Raw genomic sequence first — 22,023 nt, forward strand, 5'->3', positions numbered from 1 at the left:
CTCAGTTCTTGACGAGGAGACCGCGGCCCCGGAGGACCGCGCGCTCCAGCGGGCTGAAGATCAGCAGGTCGATGGCGATACCGACGACGAGGATCAGCAGGATCGCCAGGAACACCCCGGGCATATCGGAGTTGTTCCGTCCGTTCTCCAGCAACTGGCCCAGGCCGAGGCCCAGATCCGGCGAGGAGGCGATGATCTCCGCCGCCATCAGGGACCGCCAGGAGAACGCCCAGCCCTGCTTGAGCCCCGCCACATAGCCCGGCAGGGCGGCCGGCATCACGATGTACCAGGTGCCCTTGAGGCCGGTGGCGCCCAGGGTGCGGCCGGCCCGCAGGAACAGCGGCGGTACCTGGTCGACACCGGACACCAGTCCGTTGGCGATCGACGGCACCGCGCCCAGCAGGATCACCGCGTACATCATCTGGTTGTTCAGTCCGAGCCAGATCACGGCCGGCGGCACCCACGCCACCGAAGGCAGCGACTGGAGACCGGAGAGGATCGGCCCGATCGCCGCCCGGACGAACTTCACCCGGGCCACCAGCAGTCCCAGCGGGGTACCGATCGCCAGGGCCAGCAGGAAGCCCAGCAGACCGCGGGAGACACTCGTCCAGACGACCTCCAGCAGGGTGCCCCGCATCCAGAGGTCGGACAGGCTGTCCCATACCGCGGACGGAGCCGGCAGGCTGCCCTCGTCGGTGACCTTCGCCCACACCAGGGTCTGCCAGACCGCGATGACCAGCGCCACCGCGGTCAGCGGCGGCACCACCTTCGTCAGCAGGACCTCCCGAACCGACGCCCGGCCGGTCTCCGAGGTCTCCAGGGCGTCGAGCCCCGCCCCCAGACCGGCGAGATCGTGCGTTCTCCCCCCGTCCCCCGACCGTTCCTTCGTCGACGACGGCGTCTCAGTGCTGGCCATGTCGGCGGATCTCCCCCCGCAGTTCTTCGGTGATCTCGACGGACAGCTCGGCCACGGCCGCGTCCTCGATTCGGCGCGGCTGTTCGATGCCGACCGTCCACTCCCGGGCTATCCGCCCGGGCCGCGACGACAGCAGCACCACCCGCTCGGCCAGCCGCACGGCCTCACGGACGTTGTGGGTCACGAAGAGCACCGAGCTGCCGGTCTCCCGCCAGATCCGGGTCAGCTCCTCGTGGAGGACGTCACGGGTGATCGCGTCCAGCGCCGCGAACGGCTCGTCCATCAGCAGCAGCTGGCTGTCCTGCGCCAGCGCCCGGGCCAGCGCCACCCGCTGCCGCATACCGCCCGACAGCTCGTGCACCCGCTTCCGGTAGGCGCCGGACAGCCGGACCAGTTCCAGCAGCCGCTCCGCCTCGGGGCGCCGCTCGGACTTGGGTACCCCGCGCAGCCGCAGCGCGAGTTCGATGTTCTTGCCCGCGGTCAGCCACGGGAACAGGGCGTGCTCCTGGAACATCAGGGCGGGCCGCCCGCCGGGGGTCCGAATCGACCCGGCAGAGGGCCGGTCGAGCCCCGCCACCAGATTGAGCAGCGTCGACTTGCCGCAGCCCGACGCCCCCAGGAGGGTGACGAACTCGCCCGGGGCGACATCCAGACTGATGTCGTCGAGGACGAGTTGCCGTCCCGCGGGCGTTGTGAAGGACTTCGATACGTGCTCGATACGGGCCGCGTATCCGGCCGGGTCCGTCCCGGTACCGGCCGCCGTCCGGTCCTTGGTCACCGTGGTGCTGGCCATGGTCGTCACCTCCTGGGAACGTGCGTACGGCTTACTTGACGCCGAGTCCGGCGTCGGCGGCCTCGGCGCCACCCTGGGCCTTCAGCACCTTGTTGAGGATGCCGAGGTCGTAGATGCCGGCCAGGTCGGGCTTCTCCAGCAGTCCGGCCTTCACCGCGTGGTCCGCCTGCTTCTGGAGGGTCGAGGCCAGCGGGTCGTCCAGGAACTGGATGGACGGCCAGGCGCCGTTGAGGATGTCGGCGGGCAGCTCCTTGCCGCTGAGCGCCTTCAGCTTGGCGTTCGCCGACGCCTTCGCCTTGTCCGGGTTGGCGTTGATCCAGGCGTTGGTCTTGACCGTGCCGCGGACGAACGCCTCCACCACGTCCGGGTGGTCCTTCAGGAACTTCTGGGAGACGATCACATGGGTGATGACGAACTTCTTGTCCGGCCAGATGGTGGACTCGTCGAGCAGCACCTTCGCACCCTGGCTCACCAGCCGCGACGCGGTCGGCTCCGGCACCCACGCCCCGTCGATGGAGCCCGACTTGTAGGCGTCCGGGGTGATCTTGTTGTCGGTGCGGACCACGGAGACGTCGCCCTTGCCGCTCTGGGCGTCGGTCTTCCAGCCCTTCTCGGCTATCCAGTTGAGGAAGGCGACGTCCTGGGTGTTGCCGTGCTGCGGGGTGGCGATCTTCTTGCCCTTGAGGTCGTCGAGGGTTTTGATCTTCGCCGGGTTCACCACCAGCTTCACACCGCCGGACGCCGAACCGGCCACGATCCGCAGATTCTTCCCCTTCGACTTGGTGAAGCCGTTGATGGCGGGGGAGGGACCGATGAAGCCGATGTCGATGGAGCCCGCGTTCAGGGCCTCGATCTCGGAGGGGCCGGCGTTGAAGGTGGTCGACTTGATCTGGGTGCCGCCCAGCTCCTTCTGGAGGAGACCCTCCTGCTCACCGACGAGAGCGGTGGCGTGGGTCAGATTCGGGAAGTAGCCGAGGCGGACGGTGTCGGCGGAGAGCTTCTTCCCCTTGGCGGCCGGGGCGGTCTTCTCGTCGTCGGACTCGGAGCCGTAGCCGCAGGCGGCGAGGGAGCCGATCAGCAGGGGCAGCGCGGCGGCCGCGGTGATCGAGCGGCGCAGGGTGGTACGGGTGGCAGGCACGCGAGGGTGTCCTTTCTTAAGCCCCGGCGTCCACGCCTTGACGGCGCGGCCGGGACGGCGGTCGTGGTGGGTCTTCGCTTCCAGCGGGCACGGATCGGCAGTCGGGTCATCGCGCACATCGGGCGACACCTCCCGACCCGGCGCCGAGGGTGCCGCTGCCCACCCGGCCGCCCTCCTTGGCGAAGGTGGCGAATACGTCGGTCATCAGAAATCCCACTCCGCGTCATTGCCCGTGAGGGCGTCGGGGTCCGCCGCGGCGGCGGACCGGTCGGTGGTGGCGAACGACTCCCCGGCCATACCGGCGGCCAGGGTGGTGCCGTCGGCCGGGTCGATCAGCAGGAACGAGCCCGTACGCCGGGAGTCCGCATAGGAGTCCAGCGCGACCGGCTCGGCGGTCCGCACCTTCACCAGGCCGATGTCGTTGGCGGCCAGCCGCCCCGGCTCCGGATGGTGCGAGAGGTCGTCGAGGGTCACCCGGGCCGGGATCTCCTTGACGATCGCCTTCACCGTGCGGGTCGTGTGCTTCAGCAGCACCCGGTGCCCGACGGTGAGCGGCTGGTCGGCGACGTGGCAGACCGTGGCCTCCACGTCCTGGGTGGTGGCCGGCGCGTCGTCGCTCGGCACGATCAGATCACCGCGCGAGACGTCGATGTCGTCCGCCAGCAGCAGGGTCACCGACTGCGGGGCCCAGGCGACGTCCACCGCCTCGCCCAGCAGGTCGATCCCCTTGACGGTGGTGCGCCGCCCGCCGGGCAGCACGGTCACCGCCTCCCCGGTACGGAACGCGCCCGCCGCGATCTGGCCCGCGTAACCCCGGTAGTCCGGGTGCTCCGCGGTCTGCGGCCGGATCACGTACTGGACCGGCAGCCGGGCATGGCAGGCCGCCAGATCATGGCTCACCGGGACCGTCTCCAGATGCTCCAGCACGGTCGGACCGCCGTACCAGTCCATCACCGCCGAGGGCTCGACCACATTGTCCCCGGCCAGCGCGGAGATCGGGATAGCGGTGATCTCGGGTACGCCCAGGGCCGTCGCGTACGCGGTGAACTCCCCGGCGATCGCGGCGAACACCTCCTCCGCGTACTCCACGAGGTCCATCTTGTTGACCGCGAGCACCACATGCGGGACCCGCAGCAGAGCGGCCACGGCCGCATGGCGCCGGGTCTGCTCCACCACCCCGTTCCTGGCGTCCACCAGCACCACCGCCAGATCGGCCGTGGAGGCGCCGGTCACCATGTTCCGGGTGTACTGCACATGTCCCGGCGTATCGGCCAGGATGAACCGCCGGCGGGGCGTCGCGAAGTAGCGGTACGCCACATCGATGGTGATGCCCTGCTCGCGCTCCGCCCGCAGACCGTCGGTCAGCAGCGCCAGGTCCGGCCCTTCGGCACCCCGGCTGCGCGAGGCGTGCTCGACGGCCTCCAGCTGGTCGGTCAGCACCGACTTGGAGTCGTGCAGCAACCGCCCCACCAGGGTCGACTTTCCGTCGTCGACCGAACCGGCGGTGGCGAACCGCAGCAGCGTCGTCGCCGACAGGAGGGCCTCCGCCGCGCTTCCGTCACCGGTGATGTCGGTGGATGTCATGATCAGAAATAGCCTTCCCGCTTGCGGTCCTCCATCGCCGCTTCGGACATCTTGTCGTCCGCGCGGGTGGCGCCCCTTTCCGTCAGCCGGGACGCCGCGATCTCCGCGATCACCGCTTCCAGCGTGGTGGCGTCCGAGTCGACGGCACCGGTGCACGACATATCGCCCACCGTCCGGTAGCGCACCGTGCGGCGCTCCACCTGCTCGGTCTCGGCGGGGCCGCCCCAGTCGCCGCCGGTCAGCCACATCCCGCCGCGCCGGAACACCTCGCGCTCATGGGCGAAGTAGATCTCCGGCAGCTCGATCTTCTCCCGGGCGATGTACTGCCAGACATCCAGCTCGGTCCAGTTGGAGAGCGGGAACACCCGGACGTGCTCGCCCGGCGCGTGCCGGCCGTTGTACAGCTGCCACAGCTCGGGGCGCTGCCTGCGCGGATCCCACTGCGAGAACTCGTCCCGCAGCGAGAACACCCGCTCCTTCGCCCGGGCCTTCTCCTCGTCGCGCCGCCCGCCCCCGAAGACCGCGTCGAACCGCTCCGCCGCGATCCGCTCGGTCAGCGGCAGCGTCTGGAGCGGATTGCGGGTGCCGTCCGGGCGCTCCCGCAGCACCCCGCGGTCGATGTAGTCCTGCACCGACGCCACATGCAGCCGCAGCCCGTGCCGGGCCACCACCCGGTCGCGGTACTCCAGCACCTCGGGGAAGTTGTGCCCGGTGTCCACGTGCAGCAGCGTGAACGGCACCGGCGCCGGCGCGAACGCCTTCAGCGCCAGATGCAGCATCACGATGGAGTCCTTGCCGCCGGAGAAGAGGATCACCGGCCGCTCGAACTCGCCCGCCACCTCCCGGAAGATATGCACCGACTCCGACTCCAGCGCGTCCAGGTGCGACAGCGCGTACGGGCTGTCGTTCAGGCCCTGGCCCGCTCCCGTCCCGGTACTCACAGCAGACCCCTCTCGGCCAGCAGCGCCCAGACCGCGTCCGCGGACTCGGCCACGGTCTGGTCCTGCGACTCGATCCGCAGATCCGGCGACTCGGGAGCCTCGTAGGGGTCGTCCACCCCGGTCAGCCCGCTGATCTCGCCCGCGGCCTGCTTGGCGTACAGCCCCTTCACATCGCGCTCCGAGCACACCTCGACCGGGGTCGCCACATGGACCTCGGCAAAAGCGGTGCCCGCGGCCCGGTGACGCTTGCGAACCGCCTCCCGGCTGTCCGCGTACGGCGCGATCACCGGCACCAGCACGGTCACCCCGTGCGAGGCCAGCAGCTCGGCGACAAAACCGATCCGCTGCACATTGATGTGGCGGTCCTCCCGGCTGAAGCCCAGACCCGCCGAGAGGAACTCGCGGATCTCGTCGCCGTCGAGCACCTCGGTGCGCCGTCCCCCGGCGCGCAGCCGCCCGGCGACCTCGTGCGCGATCGTGGTCTTGCCGGCGCTCGGCAGGCCGGTCAGCCAGATCGTGGCCCCGGTCATGTCATCTCTCCCGATTCGTCGTCAGTGCGGCGGCTCCAGGCCGCCGGTCGGCCGCAGGCGGTCAGCCGTGCAGTCCGCACTCCGTCTTGGCACGCCCGGCCCAGCGGCCGGCCCGGGCGTCCTCGCCCGCCAGCACCCGGCGGGTGCAGGGGGCGCAGCCCACGGAGGCGTACCCGTCCATCAGCAGAGGGTTGGTCAGTACTCCGTGCTCGGCGACGTAGGCGTCCACGTCGTCCTGGGTCCAGCGCGCGATCGGTGAGACCTTCACCTTCCGCCGCCGCTCGTCCCATCCCACCACAGGGGTGTTCGCCCTGGTCGGGGACTCGTCGCGGCGCAGCCCGGTGGCCCAGGCGTCGTACCCCGCGAGCCCCTCCTCCAGCGGCCGCACCTTCCGCAGCGCACAGCAGCGGTCGGGGTCGCGGTCATGCAGAGCCGGGCCGAACTCGGCATCCTGCTCGGCGACGGTCTGCCGCGGGGTGAGGGTGATCAGATTGACGTCCATCACCGCCTCGACGGCGTCCCGGGTACCGATGGTCTCCGGGAAGTGGTAGCCCGTGTCGAGGAAGACGACATCCACCCCCGGGGCGGCCCGGGACGCGAGATGCGCGACCACCGCGTCCTCCATGGAGGACGTGACGCAGAACCGGCCGCCGAAGGTCTCGACCGCCCAGGAGAGCACCGCGAGCGCGGGCGCGTCCTCCAGCTCGCGCCCGGCGCGCTCCGCCAGTTCGCGTAGGTCCCCGGTCTCCGTGACCGTCATATCGCGTCCTCTCCCCCGTCGCCGCGCCCGTCCTGACGCAGCCCCCGGGCCAGCAGCCCGAGGAACTTCAGCTGGAACGCCCGATTGCAGCTCGCGCACTCCCAGGCACCGTGCCCCTGCTCGGAGGGGCGCAGATCCTCGTCCCCGCAGTAGGGGCAGTAGAAGGGCGCCGCCCGCTCACTCATCCCGCAACCCCGTTCGCTTCTCCGCCCGCGCGGCGCAGAGGTGCGGTTTTCGTCGTTCCCTGCGGCCCGGTGGCCGCGCGTGCGCCGCTCACGACAGCGCTTCCTCCGAAGCGCGAGCCGCCCAAGTAGCAAAGCGCTCGCCGTCCTCGCGCTCCTCCTGAAAGCGGCGCAGGACGCGCTCCACATAGTCGGGGAGGCCCTCCGAGGTCACCTTCAGACCGCGGACCTTGCGGCCGAAGCCCGGTTCGAGACCGAGCGCGCCGCCCAGGTGGACCTGGTAGCCCTCCACCTGACGGCCCTCGTCGTCGAGGACCAGCTGGCCCTTGAGACCGATGTCCGCCACCTGGATACGGGCACAGGCATTGGGGCAGCCGTTGATGTTGATGGTGATCGGCTGGTCGAACTCGGGGATCCGGCGCTCCAGCTCGTCGATCAGGGAGGCGCCGCGCGCCTTCGTCTCGACGATCGCCAGCTTGCAGAACTCGATACCGGTGCAGGCCATCGTGCCGCGCCGGAAGGGGGACGGGGTGACCCGCAGATCCAGCGACTCCAGCCCCTCCGTCAGGGAGGCGACCTGGTCCTCCTCCACGTCGAGCACCAGCATCTTCTGCTCGACGGTGGTGCGCACCCGGCCGGAGCCATGGGCTTCCGCCAGGTCCGCGATCTTGGTGAGGATGGTGCCGTCGACCCGGCCGACCCGCGGCGCGAAGCCGACGTAGAACCGGCCGTCCTTCTGGCGGTGGACGCCCACATGGTCGCGCCACTGCTGCTGCGGGGTCTCCGGCGCGGGCCCGTCGACCAGCTTGCGCAGCAGGTACTGGTCCTCCAGTACCTGGCGGAACTTCTCCGCACCCCAGTCGGCGACCAGGAACTTCAGCCGGGCGCGGTTGCGCAGCCGGCGGTAGCCGTAGTCGCGGAAGACGGAGATGACGCCCTCGTAGACATCGGGCACCTCGTCGAGCGGCACCCAGGCGCCCAGCCGCACCCCGATCTTGGGGTTGGTGGAGAGCCCGCCGCCGACCCAGAGGTCGAAGCCGGGGCCGTGCTCGGGGTGGTTCACTCCGACGAAGGCGATGTCGTTGATCTCGTGCGCCACGTCCAGCAGCGGCGATCCGGAGATCGCGGACTTGAACTTCCGCGGCAGATTGGAGAAGTCCTTGTTGCCGACGATCCGGCGCTGGATCTCGTCGATCGCGGGGGTGCCGTCGATGATCTCGTCGGCGGAGATACCGGCGACCGGCGAGCCCAGGACGACCCGGGGAGTGTCTCCGCAGGCCTCGGCCGTGGAGAGGCCGACGGCCTCCAGCCGCCGCCAGATCTCCGGCATGTCCTCGATCCGGATCCAGTGGTACTGGACGTTCTGCCGGTCGGTGATGTCGGCTGTGCCGCGGGCGAACTCCTGGGAGATCTCGCCGATCACCCGGAGCTGCCGGGTCGTCAGCCGTCCGCCGTCGATCCGGACCCGCAGCATGAAGTAGCGGTCGTCCAGCTCCTCGGGCTCCAGGATCGCGGTCTTTCCGCCGTCGATTCCCGGCTTGCGCTGGGTGTACAGACCCCACCAGCGCATCCGGCCGCGCAGGTCGGCACCGTCGATGGAGTCGAAACCCCGATGGGCGTAGATCGTCTCAATGCGTGTCCGCACATTGAGACCGTCGTCGTCCTTCTTGGTCTGCTCATTGGCGTTGAGCGGCGTCAGATGGCCTGCGGCCCACTGTCCCTCGCCGCGGTGACGTCCGGTCTTGCGACGCGACGCGGCGGGGGCGGGCTTGTCCGGTGTGGCGGCCATGGCGGTGTGTCCTTCGAGGCAACGGGAGGGCGGCTCACAGCCGCACACGCGCCGGGCCACGCGACGGTGCGCAGGGTGCGGGTGTGCGGAGAGAAGCAGGTGGTGTTCAGGGTGGAACGGCGGAGTGCAGGCGGAGTTCGTGCGGTACGCGGGGAGGGAGCGAGACAGGCGGATCAGCGGATGAGGCGGATCGGGTGGGGGAGCTGCTCGGCTGGAGGCGACCGGTACGGGCGACGGTGCTGGGCTGGACTGTCAGCAGGCGGGACAGATGGCGCTGGACATGCGGCCGTGGTCGACGTGCCGCCGACTCACCAAGGCAATTCCAACCCGAGACATGACGGAAGCGTGGCACGCAGATCCGATGAGCGTCCACCATCATCCGTATATTGGACATTCTCATCTCGTTGGATGAGACAGTGTGGCGGCGGTCACCTCGGGGGGCCGAAGGGCCCGGGCGGGCCGGCGCGGTCCGGGGCTCCGGGAGTCACGGGGGAGCGAAGAGGGGCCGCGGGGCCGGGCCCGGCCCCGCGGCCCCTCTCGGTCATGCCCTGCCCGCCGTGCCCGTGATGCCCGGAAGGTCGGGCCCGGCACGGAGCGCCGCGATGTGCTGTGAACCGTGATGAAGTGCGGTGAAGTACTGCTGGGTAAGGGGGACTGGCGCGAGGTGTCCGGAAGCGCCCCGGCTGTACCCGTTCGCTACCGGAAACCCCGGAAACCCCGAATCAGCCGTGGGCGCCCGGCCAGGGACCCGGTGTGGGGACCTCGGGCTCCTCCGCCACCGTCGTGTCGAAGAGCGTGAAACCGCGCCGCAGATAGTTGTCCATGGCGTGCGGGCCGTCCTTGGAGCAGGTGTGGACCCAGACCCGCTTCGTCGGGGTGAGCCCCGGCCAGCGGTCCGCCAGGTCCCAGGCGCGGGCGGTGGCGTACGTCAGCAGGTGCCCGCCGATGCGGCGGCCCCGGAACGCGGCGATCAGCCCGAAGTAGACGATCTCCACCGCGCCGTCGTCCTGTGCCTGGAGCTCGGCGTATCCGGCGGGGGTGCCCTTCTCGTACGCCACCCAGGTCTCGGTGCCCGGGCGGTTCAGCGCGGACTCCCACTCGGCGTACGTCATCCCGAGCCGGTCGGTCCAGGTCACATCCCCGCCCACGGCCGAGTAGAGGAAGCGGCTGAACTCGGGCGACGGGACCTGGGACCGGACGACGGCGATATCGGGCCCCGCGGGTGCGGACGGCCGGAGATCGGCGGGCGAGGTCTGTTCGAGGGACCACGTGGTGACGGCGATGCTCATGCGGCCAGGGAATCACGGCCGGGCCCCGCCCCGGTAGTGCCGTTGTGCCCTGGTGACCTGCGAAGACCGGCGGGGCTCAGGCGCTGTGGGCCGCCGGGCGCCGGACCCGGGCGCACGCCCGCCACTCCGGCATTCCGTTCAGCCGGTCGTCGGAGACCACTGTCCGGACCCGGAAGCCGCCGCACCGGGGGCAGTTGCGGCCGCGTCGGTTCGCCCGGCGGGGCCGGGGCGCCGGACGGTCGGCGCCCGGGCGCCCACGACGGCTGCCACGGCCGGGGCGGCGAGCGGGATTCCACCGGGCATGGTGAGGACCCCCCTTTGCATACGGACACGCGCATACGGACACATGCATAGGGCCACATGTACGGACCCGCGTACGGACTTATGTCTTCGGAGGCGCGTACGCCGGATGGTGACGGCGGCGGCCGGGCCCGCCCCGTCCCGCCCGCCGGTCGGCCGTCCCACGGACCGGACGGCCGACGGACCGGACGGCCGACGGGGTGATCGCCCCCGGCGCCGTACCGTCCCCCCGTCCCCGCCGTTCGCGCGGACCGCCGTTCGTACAGCCCGCCGTCCCGTCCGGCCGGCCCATGACCGGCCGGTTTACGGACCGGCCACCGCCACCGCCCGTACCGCTACCGCCCGTACCGGCCCCGCCGGCCCCGGTCTACCCCCGGTGGACCTCGACCTCCACCGAGTCCGCGAAGCGGTACGGGCGGCTGGCCAGGACCTGGGGGAGCTGGCGGCGCAGCCGGGACATCTCCGCGCGGACCGTCACCGTCCGGGTCGGGTCGCCGAACAGGTCCGCCGCCAGCTGGGCCGCGCTCCGGCCCTCCCGGTGGGCCGCGAGCCGCTCCAGGAGCTGCGCATGGCGCGGGCTGAGCTGCTGCACCCAGCTGCCCGCCGCGCCGTGCACCGTCGCGGAGGCGCGCGGCGGCCGGGTCAGGTCCACCACCACTCTCGCGACCGGCCCGGGGCCGCCCGGTTCGGTGACCCGGATCAGCCAGCCTCCGGGCACCGGCTCCAGATCCGCCGTACCGAGCGGCGGGATCCAGTACCGCCCCGCCGTCGCCGGGCGGGGCAGCGTCAGCCGCCCCTGCGGCGGCGGCATCCCGATCACCGCCGCCGGCCAGCCGTTCCCGTCGGTGACCACCGCCCGCCCGGCCATCCGGCCCAGCAGCGGTGCCGCCACCGCCCGCAGCTTCTCCAGCGCCGTCAGATGGGCCAGCCGCAGCTGTGCCTCGGCGAGCCGGGTCACGGCCGTGACCAGGGGCAGGGTGGTCGGGTGCGCGGTGCCCAGCGGCCCGCAGACATTGACGACCCCGAGGAGCCGCCCGTCCCGCGGATCGGTGACCGGCGCCCCGGCGCACGTCCACGAGTGGTACGCGGCCACGAAGTGCTCGGCCGCATGCACCAGGACCGGTCGCCGGGCGACCAGGACCGTGCCTATCGCGGTCGTGCCGGCCAGCGGCTCGCTCCAGTCCGAGCCCACCACGAAGCCGTGCGCGTCGCCCTTGCGCAGTACCGCGGCCGTGCCTTCGCGCCAGAGCAGCTTCCCGTCGGCGTCCGCGACCGTCACGATGTGCTGGGCCGCGTCCGCGACGCCCACCAGCCCCTCCCGCAGCACCGGCAGCAGAGCCCGCAGCGGGGACTCGCCGCGCCGCCGCTCGATCTCCTCCCGCGGCAGCAGCCCGGCCCGTCCGCCGCGCTCCGGGTCGAGCCCGGACCGCAGCAGCCGCTGCCAGGAGTCGCCGATCTCCGTACGGGGGCCCTGCGCCGACCGGTGGCCGCCGAGTACGGCCTCCCGGATCCCCTTGAGCACTCTCCCGGCCTCGGCCGGGTCCATGGCGGTGAGTCCGGCCGGGTCCATCGGCGTCCTGTGCACGGAACGGGGGCCTCCTCGGTGCGGTACGGGGCGCGTACCGCGATGCGGCGATAGGTCGCAGACATGTTGCAACCCCCTGCAACCCTCGCTAATGGGTGCTCGGGTGTACGAAGGTGTACAGGGTCCGGGGTGGTGCCGTGTCGGCGCAGCACCACCCCGGCCATGATCATCTTTTCCGGCCCGGCCCCGCAACCACGGCGGCCAAACCCTTTTGACCGGGGACCGTGCACCGTGGCCCGCCGGTCGCCGCAGGGCCCGGCCCGCGCCCGGCCGCTGCCCGCGGCACCGCCCGGCCCGCCGCTCAGACCACCGCCCGGGCCCGCTCCACCACCGCACCCGTCGCCAGACCGCGCGGCAGCGTGCCGAAGGCCGCCCCCCAGTCGCCGCCCAGCCGTGAGGCGCAGAACGCGTCCGCCACCTCCGGCGGCGCCCAGCGCACCAGCAGCGACCCCTGGAGCACCAGGGCCAGCCGCTCCACCAGCCGCCGCGCCCGGCCCTCGGCGCCCTCCAGATCGGCCAGCTCCGTCAGCAGCCCCTTGACCGCCCCGTCCAGCCGGTGGTCGGCGCCCCGTGCCGCGCCCACCTCTCGCAGATAGGCGTCCAGCGCCCCGGGCTCCCGGGTCAGCGCCCGCAGCACATCCAGCGCCTGCACATTGCCGGAGCCCTCCCAGATGGAGTTCAGCGGCGCCTCGCGGAGCAGCCGCGGCATCCCCGACTCCTCCACGTACCCGTTCCCGCCCAGACACTCCAGCGCCTCGCCCACCAGCGGCGTGGCCCGCTTGGTCACCCAGTACTTCGCGGCCGGCACCGCGAGCCGCAGCAGCGCCCGGTCCGTCTCCGTACCGGAGTCGTACGCCGCCGCCAGCCGCATCCCGAGGACCGTCGCCGCCTCCGACTCCAGCGCCAGATCCGCCAGGACGTTCCGCATCAGCGGCTTGTCGATCAGCGGTCCGCCGAAGGCGCTGCGGTACGCCGCATGGTGGATCGCCTGCGCCACGGCCTGCCGCATCTGTGCCGCCGACCCCAGCACACAGTCCAGCCGGGTGGCCGCGACCATCTCGATGATGGTGCGCACCCCGCGGCCCTCCTCGCCGACCCGTCGCGCCCAGGTCCCGTCGAACTCCACCTCCGCGGAGGCGTTCGACCGGTTGCCCAGCTTGTCCTTGAGCCGCTGGATGCGGAACACGTTGCGGGTGCCGTCCGCCAGCACCCGCGGCACCAGGAAGCAGGTCAGTCCGTCCGGTGCCTGCGCCAGTACCAGGAAGCCGTCCGACATCGGCGCCGAGCAGAACCACTTGTGCCCGGTCAGGACGTACTCCCCGGCGTCGCCGGCCAGCGGCTCGGCACGGGTGGTGTTCGTCCGGACATCGCTGCCGCCCTGCTTCTCGGTCATTCCCATGCCGAACAGCGCGCCCGGCTTCCGTCCCGCGGGCAGCAGTTCCTGCGCATAGACGTGCGAGGTCAGCCGGGGCTCCCATTCGGCCGCGAGCGCGGGGTCCGCGCGCAGCGCCGGAACGGCGGCGTGCGTCATCGACAGCGGGCAGCCGTGCCCGGCCTCGGTCTGGGTCCACACCAGGAAGCCCGCGGCCCGCCGGACATGCCCGGACGGCCGTCCCCAGGCGTCGGTGAGCCCCGCGCCGACGGCCCGGCCCAGCAGCCGGTGCCACGCCGGATGGAACACGACCTCGTCGATGCGGTTGCCGTAGCGGTCGTGCGTCCGCAGCTTCGGGGCGTACTCGTTGGCGAGCGCCCCCCACTCCTGTGCCTGGGCGGAACCGGCCGCCGTGCCCAGTTCGGTCAGCTCTGTACGGACCGTGTCCGCCAGGTCCGTGCCGACATGCCGGGCCACCGCCTCGGCCAGAGCGCGGTCGGACCCGAAGACGTCGTATCCCACCAGGGGCGGAGCCTGGTTGGTCACTGTGTGGGTGCTGGTCGCCATGCCGATACGGTAAGGAGGTGCAGGCAGCAAATGAAACACCCGAACGGCATTCGGGGCGGCTCCATCGCGCCCGGGTCCTCTACCGCAACGTCTCCAAGCGGAAGATGGTCTGGCTGCTGCTGAAGGACACCGTCAACTCGTGCATCGAGTACCGGATCCTCGGGCTGGCGGCGGAGGCGGCGTTCTTCACCCTGCTGTCGCTGCCGCCCCTGATGCTCGGGCTCCTCGGCCTTCTGGGGTACATCGACTCGTGGACCGACACCACCACCGTCGCGTCCATCGAGAAGAACATCCTCAACGCGGTGGGGACCGTGCTCTCGGAGCGCGGCGTCAACGAGATCGCCAAACCCCTGCTGGCCGACGTCACCCACGGCGGCCGGCCCGATCTGATCTCCCTGGGGTTCGCGATCGCCCTCTGGTCGGGCTCGCGCGCGGTGAACGTGTTCATCGACACGATCACCGTGATGTACGGCCTGGACGGCCACCGCGGCATCGTCGCGACCCGGCTGCTGGCCTTTCTGCTGTATCTCGTCGCCCTGGTCATCGGGGCGGTGGTGCTGCCGCTCGCGGCCGTCGGCCCGGACCGGGTGGTCGAGCTGGTGCCCTGGGGCACCACCCTGGTCATGATCCTTTACTGGCCGGTGGTGATTCTGCTCAGCGTCGCCTTCCTGACGACGCTGTACCACGTCTCCGTACCGGTCCGCTCCCCGTGGATCGAGGATGTGCCCGGCGCGCTGGTCGCCCTCGGTATGGGTGTGGCGGGCAGCGCCCTGCTGCGGGTCTACATCACCAGTACGGTCGAGGGCCCGACCATCTACGGATCGCTGGCCGCGCCCATCGCCGTCCTGCTGTGGATCGGGGTCTCGGCCTTCGCCGTGCTGGTCGGCGCGGCCGTCAACGCGGCCATCGACCGGGTCTGGCCGTCCGTCGCCACCGCCGCCGCCCGCGCCGCGAACGACCGGCTGCGCGAGGCGCAGGCCGTGGAGGTGCTGGCCAGGGCCCAGGCCGCCCGGATGTACGACTCCGGTTTCGCCGACGACGACGACGCCGACGACGCCGACGGCGGGTCCGGGGACATGCCGTCGGAGTTCCCGGAGCGCTGGTCCCGCTTTCTGCCGCCGGACGATCTGCGGGCCCGGCTGCACACCAAGCCGCAGCAGGGCGGCGGGCCGGGGGCGGCGGAGCCGAAGGCCGGGCCGCCGTATCCCGGGGAGCGCCCGGCGCACCCCGGGCGGCCCCCGTATCCGGAGCGCCCGCCGTACCCCGGCCGGCCGCCGTATCCCGCGGGGCGGCCCTACCCGGCCCGGCCGGAGCGTCCGCCGGCCGCGGACACAGCCCGCGGCGACGGCACCGAACCGCCGTACGGCGACCGGCGGTAGCCTCGGGCAGGTGTCCGCCGTGCCGCCCGAGTCCGCCGAGTCCGCCGAGTCCGCCGAGTTCTCCGGGTCCCCCGGGTCCCCCGAGTACACAGAACGCGCTTCGGCGCTCCCCGGGGCGGTCGTCTGGACGAAGACTCCGGGACCGGGGCGGTCCCTGACTCCGGGACCGGGCGCGGCGCCCCGCCCGGTGCTGCCCGACGGGTGCATGGACCTTCTGTGGACCCCGGGCAGACTGTTTGTCGCGGGCCCCGACACCCGGGCCCATCCGGCGCAGGGCGGGGCGGGGGACCGGTTCGCGGGGATACGGTTCGCCCCCGGCACCGCGCCCGCCGTCCTCGGGGTCCCCGCACACGAACTGCGCGATCTGCGGGTGGACCTGGCCGACCTCTGGGGTACGGCGGCGGCCGCCCGGCTCACCGAACGCGTCGACGCGGCCGCCGACCCGGTGGCCGCGCTGGAGGCCGTGGCACTGGAGACGGCCGGCCGCCGGGCCGCCGACGGGGTACGCCCGGATCCCCTGCTGACCCGGGTGGCGGGGCTGCTGGCGGCGGGCGCACCGGTGGCCGCGGCGGCGGCGGACGTGGGCCTCGGCCCGCGCGCCCTGCACCGCAGGTCACTCGACGGCTTCGGCTACGGGCCCAAGACCCTGGCCCGGGTACTCCGGCTCCGGCGGGCTCTCGCCCTGACCGCCCGGGGCGCGCCGTACGCGGCGGTCGCCGCGGCGGCGGGCTACGCCGACCAGGCCCACTTCTCCCGGGAGATGCGGACGCTCACGGGAATGACGCCCGGCGCGTACCGCCGGACGGGTGGTCAGGCGTCGGCGAAGAGGGAGACGCCCATGCCGTCGGGGTCCAGCACGACCGCGTAGCGCTGTCCCCACACCGCGTCCCACGGAGCGAGATGGCTGGGGTGGCCCGCGGCGACCAGTGCGTCGTGAAGCTTGTCCACCGAGGCCGGGCTCTCGCAGCGGAAGGCGAGCCCGATCCGCTCGCCGCCGCTCGGGCGGGTCCAGGACGGGTCGTACGAACGGATGACCTCCTCCGTGTCCCACAGGACCCGCAGCCCGGACGGGAGGACCGCCTCCACATGAGGAGCGTCGGGCGCGGCGGCGGGGACGTCCACGCCGAGCAGGCGGTAGAAGGCGAGGGAAGCGGCCATGTCGGAGACGACGAGGCTGATGGCGTCGAAACGTGCTGTCATGCCGTCACGCTATGCGGGACCGGGCATCCGGTCTTGAAGAAATCGGCGCGCCACCCGGCCGGAGGCGGGGCCGGGTCCGGACGGCGGTGCGGGACGGATGTGCGGCCCGGGTACGGGCGGTCCTTGTACGAACGGCCCTGTACGGGCGGTCATGTACGAGGGCTCCGTACAGACAGCGGTACGGACGCGGCGGCGGCCGGACCGCGTATCCGCACGCGGTCCGGCCGTCACGGTCTGCGCGCGGGCTCAGCCGGTGGTCGCCGCCACCGGCCGGGCCGCCGCCGTCGCCCCGGGCGTCAGCAGCTTCTCCGCCAACTGCCCGAAGACCAGGCCGAACGCCGCCCACAGGGCCGTCTGCACGGCGAGCGTCGCCAGCCTGAACTCCCAGAGCACGGCCGCCGGGAAGCCCTTCGGCACCTCGTCGTACGAGGGCAGGAAGGCGAAACCGACCGCCACCACCAGGACGAACCCCGCGACCGCGGCCACGGTGGCGTTCCAGTTGCCCAGGCGTTCCGCCAGCCTCCGGCCGACGATCACGGCCGCCACCGTCAGCAGCACGCTCGCCAGCACCAGCAGGAAGTACAGCGCGGTGCGCTGCCCGATGGTGTCCGGGTCGCCGACCGCGGGCGGGTTGGGCGGATATTTGAGATACGGGACGACATAGCCGCTGACCAGCGCGCCGCCCGCCACCAGCAGGGCCGTGGCACGCGGCCCGAACCGCCCGGCGCGGCCGAGCGCGACGCAGTAGGCCAGGGCCGCGATCCCGCCGACGGCCACACCGTAGACGAGGACGCCGGTGGCCAGCCCGGCCGTGGACTGGACGGCCCGGCTGACGAGTTCCTCGCCGCCCTCGTGGTGGCCGTGGTCGCCCGCCTCCTCGAAGGCGATGGCCGCGTCCACCGGCCCCTCGCCGAGGAAGTACGCCACGGCCAGGGCGAAGATCCCGGCGATCAGACCGGCCAGCATGCCCCGGACCAGCAGGGCCCGCACGGTGGCGGGGCCGGTGGTGGCGGGGGTGGGGTGACTCGTGTTCATCCGTGCTCTCTCTCCGGCCGGGACCGGGGTCAGTGGCACGGGAAGCCGAGCAGATGACGGCCGTCGTGCACCCATTCGTGCACGGTCTCGCCGGAGAGTACGGCGACGGCGCCCTGCTCGGCGCCGACGAAGTAGAGCAGGAGCAGCATCAGGATCCCGCCGAACACGGCCCAGGGCGCTATCTCCTTGAGAGAGATGGGCGCGAGGACCTCCGGCGCGGCGGCCGGTGCGGAGGGAACGGGGGCGGCGGGTACGGCCGACTGGGCCATGACAACCTCCAGAGGGAACAACGCGTCCCGGTCGTGGTGCCTGAGACGAAGGTGCTGGGTCTGACTTCCCGCGGAGATACGGGTACACAGTGGCGCGACCGTGCCGGATTCACACCGGACTTCCGTCACATCCTCGTCATGTCCACGCGACCGTACCGCTTGCGCGGGCCCGCCGCCATGGCGCGTATCCGACCCGTACGGCCGGAACCTGTGCTTGGGTACGGGGGCCGGGCGCGGCGACCTCCGGCGCGCGGGGGTCGCGCCGGGCGGTGAACCGGACGGCGGGGAACGGGAGTCGGGACGGGGAACCGGACGACGCGGGACGGGAGTCGGGGCGGGAATGACCACACGGGTGCTGCTGCTCACCGCGGCCACGACGGCCGCGGTCCGCGCCGTACGGTTCGACTCGACGGCTCCGCTGGACGAGCCGGGCCGGACGGCGGCGCGGGCCGCGGCGGCCGGGGTGCCGCGCGCCGGACGGGTGCTCACCGCGCCCTCGCGGCGCTGCCGGGAGACCGCCGACGCCCTCGGCCTCGGTACGGAACACCCTGCCGAACCCGCCGTCGCCGACTGGGACCTGGGCCGCTGGGAAGGGCGCGGCCTGGGCGAGCTGACCGGTACCGAGCCCGAGGCGGTCGGCGCCTGGCTGACCGACCCGGCCGCCGCGCCGCACGGCGGCGAGTCCCTGCTGGCGCTGCTGGACCGGGTCGGGGGCTGGCTCACCGGGCTCTGCGGGCGGCCCCCGGAGCGGATCCTCGTGATCGCCGAACCCGCCGTGGTCCGGGCCGCCGTGGTGCACGCCCTGGCGCTGCCCCCGGAGGCGTTCTGGCGGCTGGACGTCCCGCCGCTCACCGTCACCGGACTCTCGGGCCGCGAGCACCGCTGGAACCTCCGCCTGGGGCTGCCGCTGACGGCCGGGCCGGCAGCAGAGCCGCCGCTGTGAGGCGGCCGTCCGGGCCGGCCCCGGCGAGGCTCGCCGGGGGGCCGGCCGCGGGCCCGGGTGCCGCCGAAATCCCTGGCGGGGCGGGCGGACCGGCTCTACGCTGCCCGTCGTGAGCGAACCGACCCCTCTGCCCGAGCTGTACATCGCCGTGGATGTCGAGGCCGACGGCCCCATTCCCGGGCCGTACAGCATGCTCTCCCTCGGGATGTCCGTCGCCGGCCGCCCCGACCTGTCCTTCTACACCGAACTGCGGCCCATCTCGGACGATTTCGTACCCGAGGCACTCGCCGTCTCCGGCCTCGACCGGGACCGGTTGCTGCGCGGGGCCCCGCCGCCGGAGGCCGCCATGGAGCGGGCCGCCCGGTGGGTCGACCGGCTGCGGAAAATCGGCCGGCCGGTCTTCCTCGCCGCGCCCGCCGTCTGGGACGGCATGTTCGTCCACTGGTACTTCGTACGGTTCACCGGGCGGAGCCCCTTCGGCGCCACCGGCTCCGGAATCGACCTGCGCAGCTACTGGATGGGCCGTACCGGCTGCGAGTGGCGCCGCTCCCACAAGAGCGCCGTCAAGGCGGCGACCGGGCTGAAGGACCTGCCGCACACCCACCACGCCGGGGAGGACGCCGCCGAGCTGGCCGCCGTCTTCGACGCCGTACTGAAGCTGGACCGCCCGGCGGGGGAGTAGGGGGACGGCTGCCCCGGCCGGGACCGCGCACGGGCCACCCCGTACGGTCGGTGGGTACCCCTGGGCCGGTGAGGAGCGCTGACGTGTGACCGAGGAGGAGTTCGCGGACTTCTACACCCGCTCCGTCCACCGCCTCACCGGCCAGCTCTACGTCATGACCGGCGACTTCCACGAGGCGCAGGACGTGGTGCAGGAGGCCTTCGTACGGGCCTGGGGCCACCGCCGCCGTCTGGAGAACGACCTCGGCCCCGAGGCATGGGTGCGGACCGTCGCCTGGCGGCTCGCGGTCAGCCGGTGGCGGCGGATGGTCCGCGGCCGCCAGGCCTGGCGGCGGCGGGCCGATCCCGAGGTCAGCGAGGGTCCCGGCCCGGGGGCGGTCGATCTGGAGCGGGCGCTGCGCGGTATGCCGGCCCGGCAGCGGCAGTGCGCCGCCCTCTACTACGTCTGCGACCTGCCGGTGGAACAGATAGCCGCCGAGACCCGTCTGTCGGCGGGGACGGTGAAGACGCACCTCTTCAGGGCGCGGGCCAGACTCGCGGGCCTGCTCGACCAGCACGGCCGGGTACGGACGACGGACGGGGGACGGCTGTGACGACCGACCACGAGGAACGGGTGGCGGACCAGCTGCGGACCGCGGCCGCCCGGGCCGCCGGACGGGTGCGGCCGGTCGGCGCGGGCGTCATCGCCGGGCGGGCCCGGGCCCGGGGGAGGCGGCGGACGCTGGCCGTGGCGGGTGCGGGCGTGCTGGGCGCGGCGACGGCCCTGGCGGCACTGGTGCTCACCGGCGGCGGCACCGGCCCCGGCCCGGTGCCGGTCACGCCCGCCGGTCCGTCCGGGGACACGGCATCCGCGGTCCCGGGACCGCTGCCCACCGGGCCGGCGACTCCGGCGGCAACGCTCCCGGGCCCGCCGCCCGCCACGGACGCCCCGCAGCACAGTCCGACGGCCACGACCCCCCTCCCCGGCGGCCCCCCGCCCCCACCCGCGACCCCGAGCCTGCCTCCGGCGACCCCGGGCCCCTGAGGGCGGCCCCCACGCCGCTGCGTGCGGGGGGAGTGTCTTGAGGGGCGCGGGGAACTGCGCGACAAGCCGCGGACGGGCCGCAGTCGGCAAACGGTCTCCCCTGGTACGGCGGTCATCCGCCGCCCGTGGGGTGCCGGGGTGAGCGTACGCGCCCCGCGCCGAGCCCCGCCGGGCGCTCTGGGGATACCCCCCCACCTGTACCCGCGGCGCACCCGGGGGAGAGCGTGTGGGCCGGGCGCCGTCGGTCCGGCGGGACGCCCCGGGCACAAGGCCCCAGACCCGAGGCCCACGGCGCTCCCGGCTCCGGCCCCAGGACCCTGCCCCGCTCCGCTCCGCCCGCGGCCCCGGCCGTCCGGTTTCGGTGATTCGGGTCACACCTTGTCAACCTACTGGTGACGAACATGCGTATGGGCGGTGAGTACCATCCGACCGTGCAAGGAGCCCGATGGCCGAACCGACCCTGACCACCGACGCCCGACCGTCCGCCGGGGGTCCCCTGCCGGCGTGTCCGGTGCCCGCGCGGCGCGGTGGGCTCAGGGCCCTCCGGGACGCCGCCGGGGGCGGGGCCCGGCGCGGGTGCCGCGGTGCCGGGACCGTGCCGCGGGTCCATCACTGGGACGCCCGCCGTGCCGTCGCGCCCGTGCTCGCGGTCGGCGCGCTGAACGCGCTCGTCCATCTGCTGGTCCTCACCGCGATGCTGCCGTCGGGCTGGTCCCTGCGGGACCGGCTGCTCTCCTGGGACGCGGCCCTCTACACCGACATAGCGACCGAGGGCTATCCGCCGGGCCTCAGTTACGGCGACGACGGCGAGCCGACCGGCAACAACCTCGCCTTCTTCCCGCTCTATCCGCTGCTGATACGGGCGGTGGCCGGGCTCACCGGCCACGACGCGGGCGGGGTCGCGATCGTGCTGGCGCACCTCGCGCTGCTGGGCGCCCTGTTTGCCGTACACGCCCTGCTGACCCGGCTCCACGGGCCGCGCGCTGCCCTCGCGGGGATCGTGCTGCTCGCCGGGGCGCAGCCGATGGCCGTCACCTTCCTGATGGGGTACAGCGAGTCGCTGTTCCTCGCGCTGGCGGCCGCCGCGCTGCTGGCCGCGCACCGGGAGGCATGGCTCACCGCGGGGGTCTTCGGACTGCTGGCGGGGCTCACCCGGCCCGCCGCCTTCGCGGTCGCGGTGGCGCTCGCGGTGGCCGCCGTGGCGGCGATGCGGCGCGCCGACACCACCTCGGCCCGTCCCCTCGCCGCCATCCTGCTGGCCTGCGCCGGGACGCCCGCGTATCTGCTCTGGGTGGGCTGGCGGTCCGGTCAGCTGAACGCCTGGTTCGTGATTCAGGAGGCCGGCTGGGGGACGCGCTGGGACAACGGCGCCGCGTTCCTCTCCTTCCTGGGGTACGCCTGGGAGCACGGCGACGGCTGGGTGCCGGTGAGTACGGCCGTCCTGCTGCTGGTGGCGGTCGGCGCGACGGCACTCGCCTGGCGGCGGGGCAGCTGGCCGCCACTGCTGGTCTACGGGACCGTGATGCTGGTCCTGACCCTGGGGCAGAGCAACTACTACCACTCCAAGCTGCGGCTGCTGGTGCCCGCGCTGGTGTTCCTGCTGCCGTTCGCGGTGGCGCTGGGCCGGGCCCGTACCCGTACCGCCGTCGCCGTCCTGGCCGCGGCCACGCTCTTCGGCTGCTGGTACGGCGCCCATATGCTCACGGTCTGGCGGTACGCCATCTGAGCACCGGCCCCCGCACTCCC

Annotated in this window: 22 protein-coding genes; 7 read left to right on the plus strand and 15 right to left on the minus strand. The window is 73.1% G+C overall.

Annotation, left to right across the window (positions count from 1 at the left end):
- Position 1: 1 nt before the first annotated feature.
- The 12 genes from ACWDR0_RS18845 to ACWDR0_RS18900 form a co-directional block, all read right to left on the minus strand.
- Entirely contained in the window at positions 2–916 is a 915-nt protein-coding gene (locus ACWDR0_RS18845; RefSeq protein WP_456352816.1) for an ABC transporter permease, read from the minus strand.
- Positions 903–1,709 carry an ABC transporter ATP-binding protein gene (locus tag ACWDR0_RS18850; protein WP_456352817.1) on the minus strand — a complete coding sequence of 269 codons (807 nt, stop codon included), beginning with the start codon at positions 1,707–1,709 and terminating at the stop codon, positions 903–905. Before ACWDR0_RS18850 ends, ACWDR0_RS18845 begins: the two co-directional genes overlap by 14 nt.
- A gap of 31 nt (positions 1,710–1,740) precedes the next feature.
- Entirely contained in the window at positions 1,741–2,847 is a 1,107-nt protein-coding gene (locus ACWDR0_RS18855) for an aliphatic sulfonate ABC transporter substrate-binding protein (RefSeq protein ID WP_456352818.1), read from the minus strand.
- A gap of 204 nt (positions 2,848–3,051) precedes the next feature.
- A complete protein-coding gene (locus ACWDR0_RS18860) occupies positions 3,052–4,431 on the minus strand; it encodes a sulfate adenylyltransferase subunit 1 (protein WP_456352819.1) in 1,380 nt (459 codons plus the stop codon).
- A gap of 2 nt (positions 4,432–4,433) precedes the next feature.
- Positions 4,434–5,372 (minus strand): sulfate adenylyltransferase subunit CysD, encoded by a 939-nt coding sequence (gene cysD / locus ACWDR0_RS18865; protein ID WP_456352820.1) that lies wholly within the window; start codon positions 5,370–5,372, stop codon positions 4,434–4,436.
- The gene (cysC, locus tag ACWDR0_RS18870) at positions 5,369–5,902 is read right to left on the minus strand and encodes an adenylyl-sulfate kinase (RefSeq protein WP_456352821.1); all 534 of its coding nucleotides are present in this window, start codon (positions 5,900–5,902) and stop codon (positions 5,369–5,371) included. The genes cysD and cysC overlap by 4 nt, the downstream gene beginning before the upstream one ends.
- 61 nt (positions 5,903–5,963) lie before the next feature.
- Entirely contained in the window at positions 5,964–6,662 is a 699-nt protein-coding gene (locus ACWDR0_RS18875) for a phosphoadenylyl-sulfate reductase (RefSeq protein ID WP_456352822.1), read from the minus strand.
- Complete coding sequence (locus ACWDR0_RS18880) at positions 6,659–6,847, minus strand: hypothetical protein (protein ID WP_456352823.1); 189 nt, start codon at positions 6,845–6,847, stop codon at positions 6,659–6,661. Before ACWDR0_RS18880 ends, ACWDR0_RS18875 begins: the two co-directional genes overlap by 4 nt.
- Before the next feature lie 88 nt (positions 6,848–6,935).
- Positions 6,936–8,633, minus strand: coding sequence for a nitrite/sulfite reductase (locus ACWDR0_RS18885; protein ID WP_456352824.1), 1,698 nt, complete (start codon positions 8,631–8,633; stop codon positions 6,936–6,938).
- Positions 8,634–9,355: 722 nt separating this feature from the next.
- The gene (locus ACWDR0_RS18890) at positions 9,356–9,922 is read right to left on the minus strand and encodes a GNAT family N-acetyltransferase (protein ID WP_456352825.1); all 567 of its coding nucleotides are present in this window, start codon (positions 9,920–9,922) and stop codon (positions 9,356–9,358) included.
- 667 nt (positions 9,923–10,589) lie between these two features.
- On the minus strand, positions 10,590–11,807 hold the full coding sequence (locus tag ACWDR0_RS18895) for a GAF domain-containing protein (RefSeq protein WP_456352826.1): 1,218 nt from the start codon (positions 11,805–11,807) through the stop codon (positions 10,590–10,592).
- 301 nt (positions 11,808–12,108) lie between these two features.
- Positions 12,109–13,746, minus strand: a complete 1,638-nt coding sequence (locus ACWDR0_RS18900; protein ID WP_456352827.1) for an acyl-CoA dehydrogenase family protein — start codon at positions 13,744–13,746, stop codon at positions 12,109–12,111.
- Between the two features lie 17 nt (positions 13,747–13,763).
- Here ACWDR0_RS18900 and ACWDR0_RS18905 point away from each other — a divergent pair, with 17 nt between their 5' ends.
- Together ACWDR0_RS18905 and ACWDR0_RS18910 are read left to right on the plus strand one after the other, a co-directional pair.
- Positions 13,764–15,125 carry a YihY/virulence factor BrkB family protein gene (locus ACWDR0_RS18905; RefSeq protein ID WP_456352828.1) on the plus strand — a complete coding sequence of 454 codons (1,362 nt, stop codon included), beginning with the start codon at positions 13,764–13,766 and terminating at the stop codon, positions 15,123–15,125.
- A gap of 19 nt (positions 15,126–15,144) precedes the next feature.
- Entirely contained in the window at positions 15,145–15,993 is an 849-nt protein-coding gene (locus ACWDR0_RS18910) for a helix-turn-helix domain-containing protein (protein WP_456352855.1), read from the plus strand.
- On the opposite strand, the gene ACWDR0_RS18915 is transcribed toward ACWDR0_RS18910, so the two are convergent.
- The 3 genes from ACWDR0_RS18915 to ACWDR0_RS18925 all read right to left on the minus strand — a co-directional run bounded on the left by ACWDR0_RS18915 (position 15,936) and on the right by ACWDR0_RS18925 (position 17,629).
- Positions 15,936–16,325 carry a VOC family protein gene (locus tag ACWDR0_RS18915; protein WP_456352829.1) on the minus strand — a complete coding sequence of 130 codons (390 nt, stop codon included), beginning with the start codon at positions 16,323–16,325 and terminating at the stop codon, positions 15,936–15,938. The two genes, ACWDR0_RS18910 and ACWDR0_RS18915, sit on opposite strands and share 58 nt — an antisense overlap.
- A gap of 246 nt (positions 16,326–16,571) precedes the next feature.
- On the minus strand, positions 16,572–17,360 hold the full coding sequence (locus ACWDR0_RS18920) for a CbtA family protein (RefSeq protein WP_456352830.1): 789 nt from the start codon (positions 17,358–17,360) through the stop codon (positions 16,572–16,574).
- A 29-nt stretch (positions 17,361–17,389) separates the two neighbouring features.
- Entirely contained in the window at positions 17,390–17,629 is a 240-nt protein-coding gene (locus ACWDR0_RS18925; RefSeq protein WP_456352831.1) for a CbtB domain-containing protein, read from the minus strand.
- Positions 17,630–17,969: 340 nt separating this feature from the next.
- On the opposite strand from ACWDR0_RS18925, the gene ACWDR0_RS18930 reads away from it, so the two are divergent.
- The 5 genes from ACWDR0_RS18930 to ACWDR0_RS18950 all read left to right on the plus strand — a co-directional run bounded on the left by ACWDR0_RS18930 (position 17,970) and on the right by ACWDR0_RS18950 (position 22,003).
- A complete protein-coding gene (locus ACWDR0_RS18930; protein WP_456352832.1) occupies positions 17,970–18,572 on the plus strand; it encodes a histidine phosphatase family protein in 603 nt (200 codons plus the stop codon).
- A gap of 109 nt (positions 18,573–18,681) precedes the next feature.
- Positions 18,682–19,254, plus strand: a complete 573-nt coding sequence (locus tag ACWDR0_RS18935) for an exonuclease (protein WP_456352833.1) — start codon at positions 18,682–18,684, stop codon at positions 19,252–19,254.
- Between the two features lie 85 nt (positions 19,255–19,339).
- Positions 19,340–19,846 carry a SigE family RNA polymerase sigma factor gene (locus ACWDR0_RS18940; protein WP_456352834.1) on the plus strand — a complete coding sequence of 169 codons (507 nt, stop codon included), beginning with the start codon at positions 19,340–19,342 and terminating at the stop codon, positions 19,844–19,846.
- A complete protein-coding gene (locus ACWDR0_RS18945; RefSeq protein WP_456352835.1) occupies positions 19,843–20,277 on the plus strand; it encodes a hypothetical protein in 435 nt (144 codons plus the stop codon). The genes ACWDR0_RS18940 and ACWDR0_RS18945 overlap by 4 nt, the downstream gene beginning before the upstream one ends.
- 595 nt (positions 20,278–20,872) lie before the next feature.
- Complete coding sequence (locus ACWDR0_RS18950; protein WP_456352836.1) at positions 20,873–22,003, plus strand: hypothetical protein; 1,131 nt, start codon at positions 20,873–20,875, stop codon at positions 22,001–22,003.
- Positions 22,004–22,023: the final 20 nt, after the last annotated feature.

The sequence above is a fragment of the Streptomyces sp. NPDC003691 genome (genome assembly GCF_053981115.1).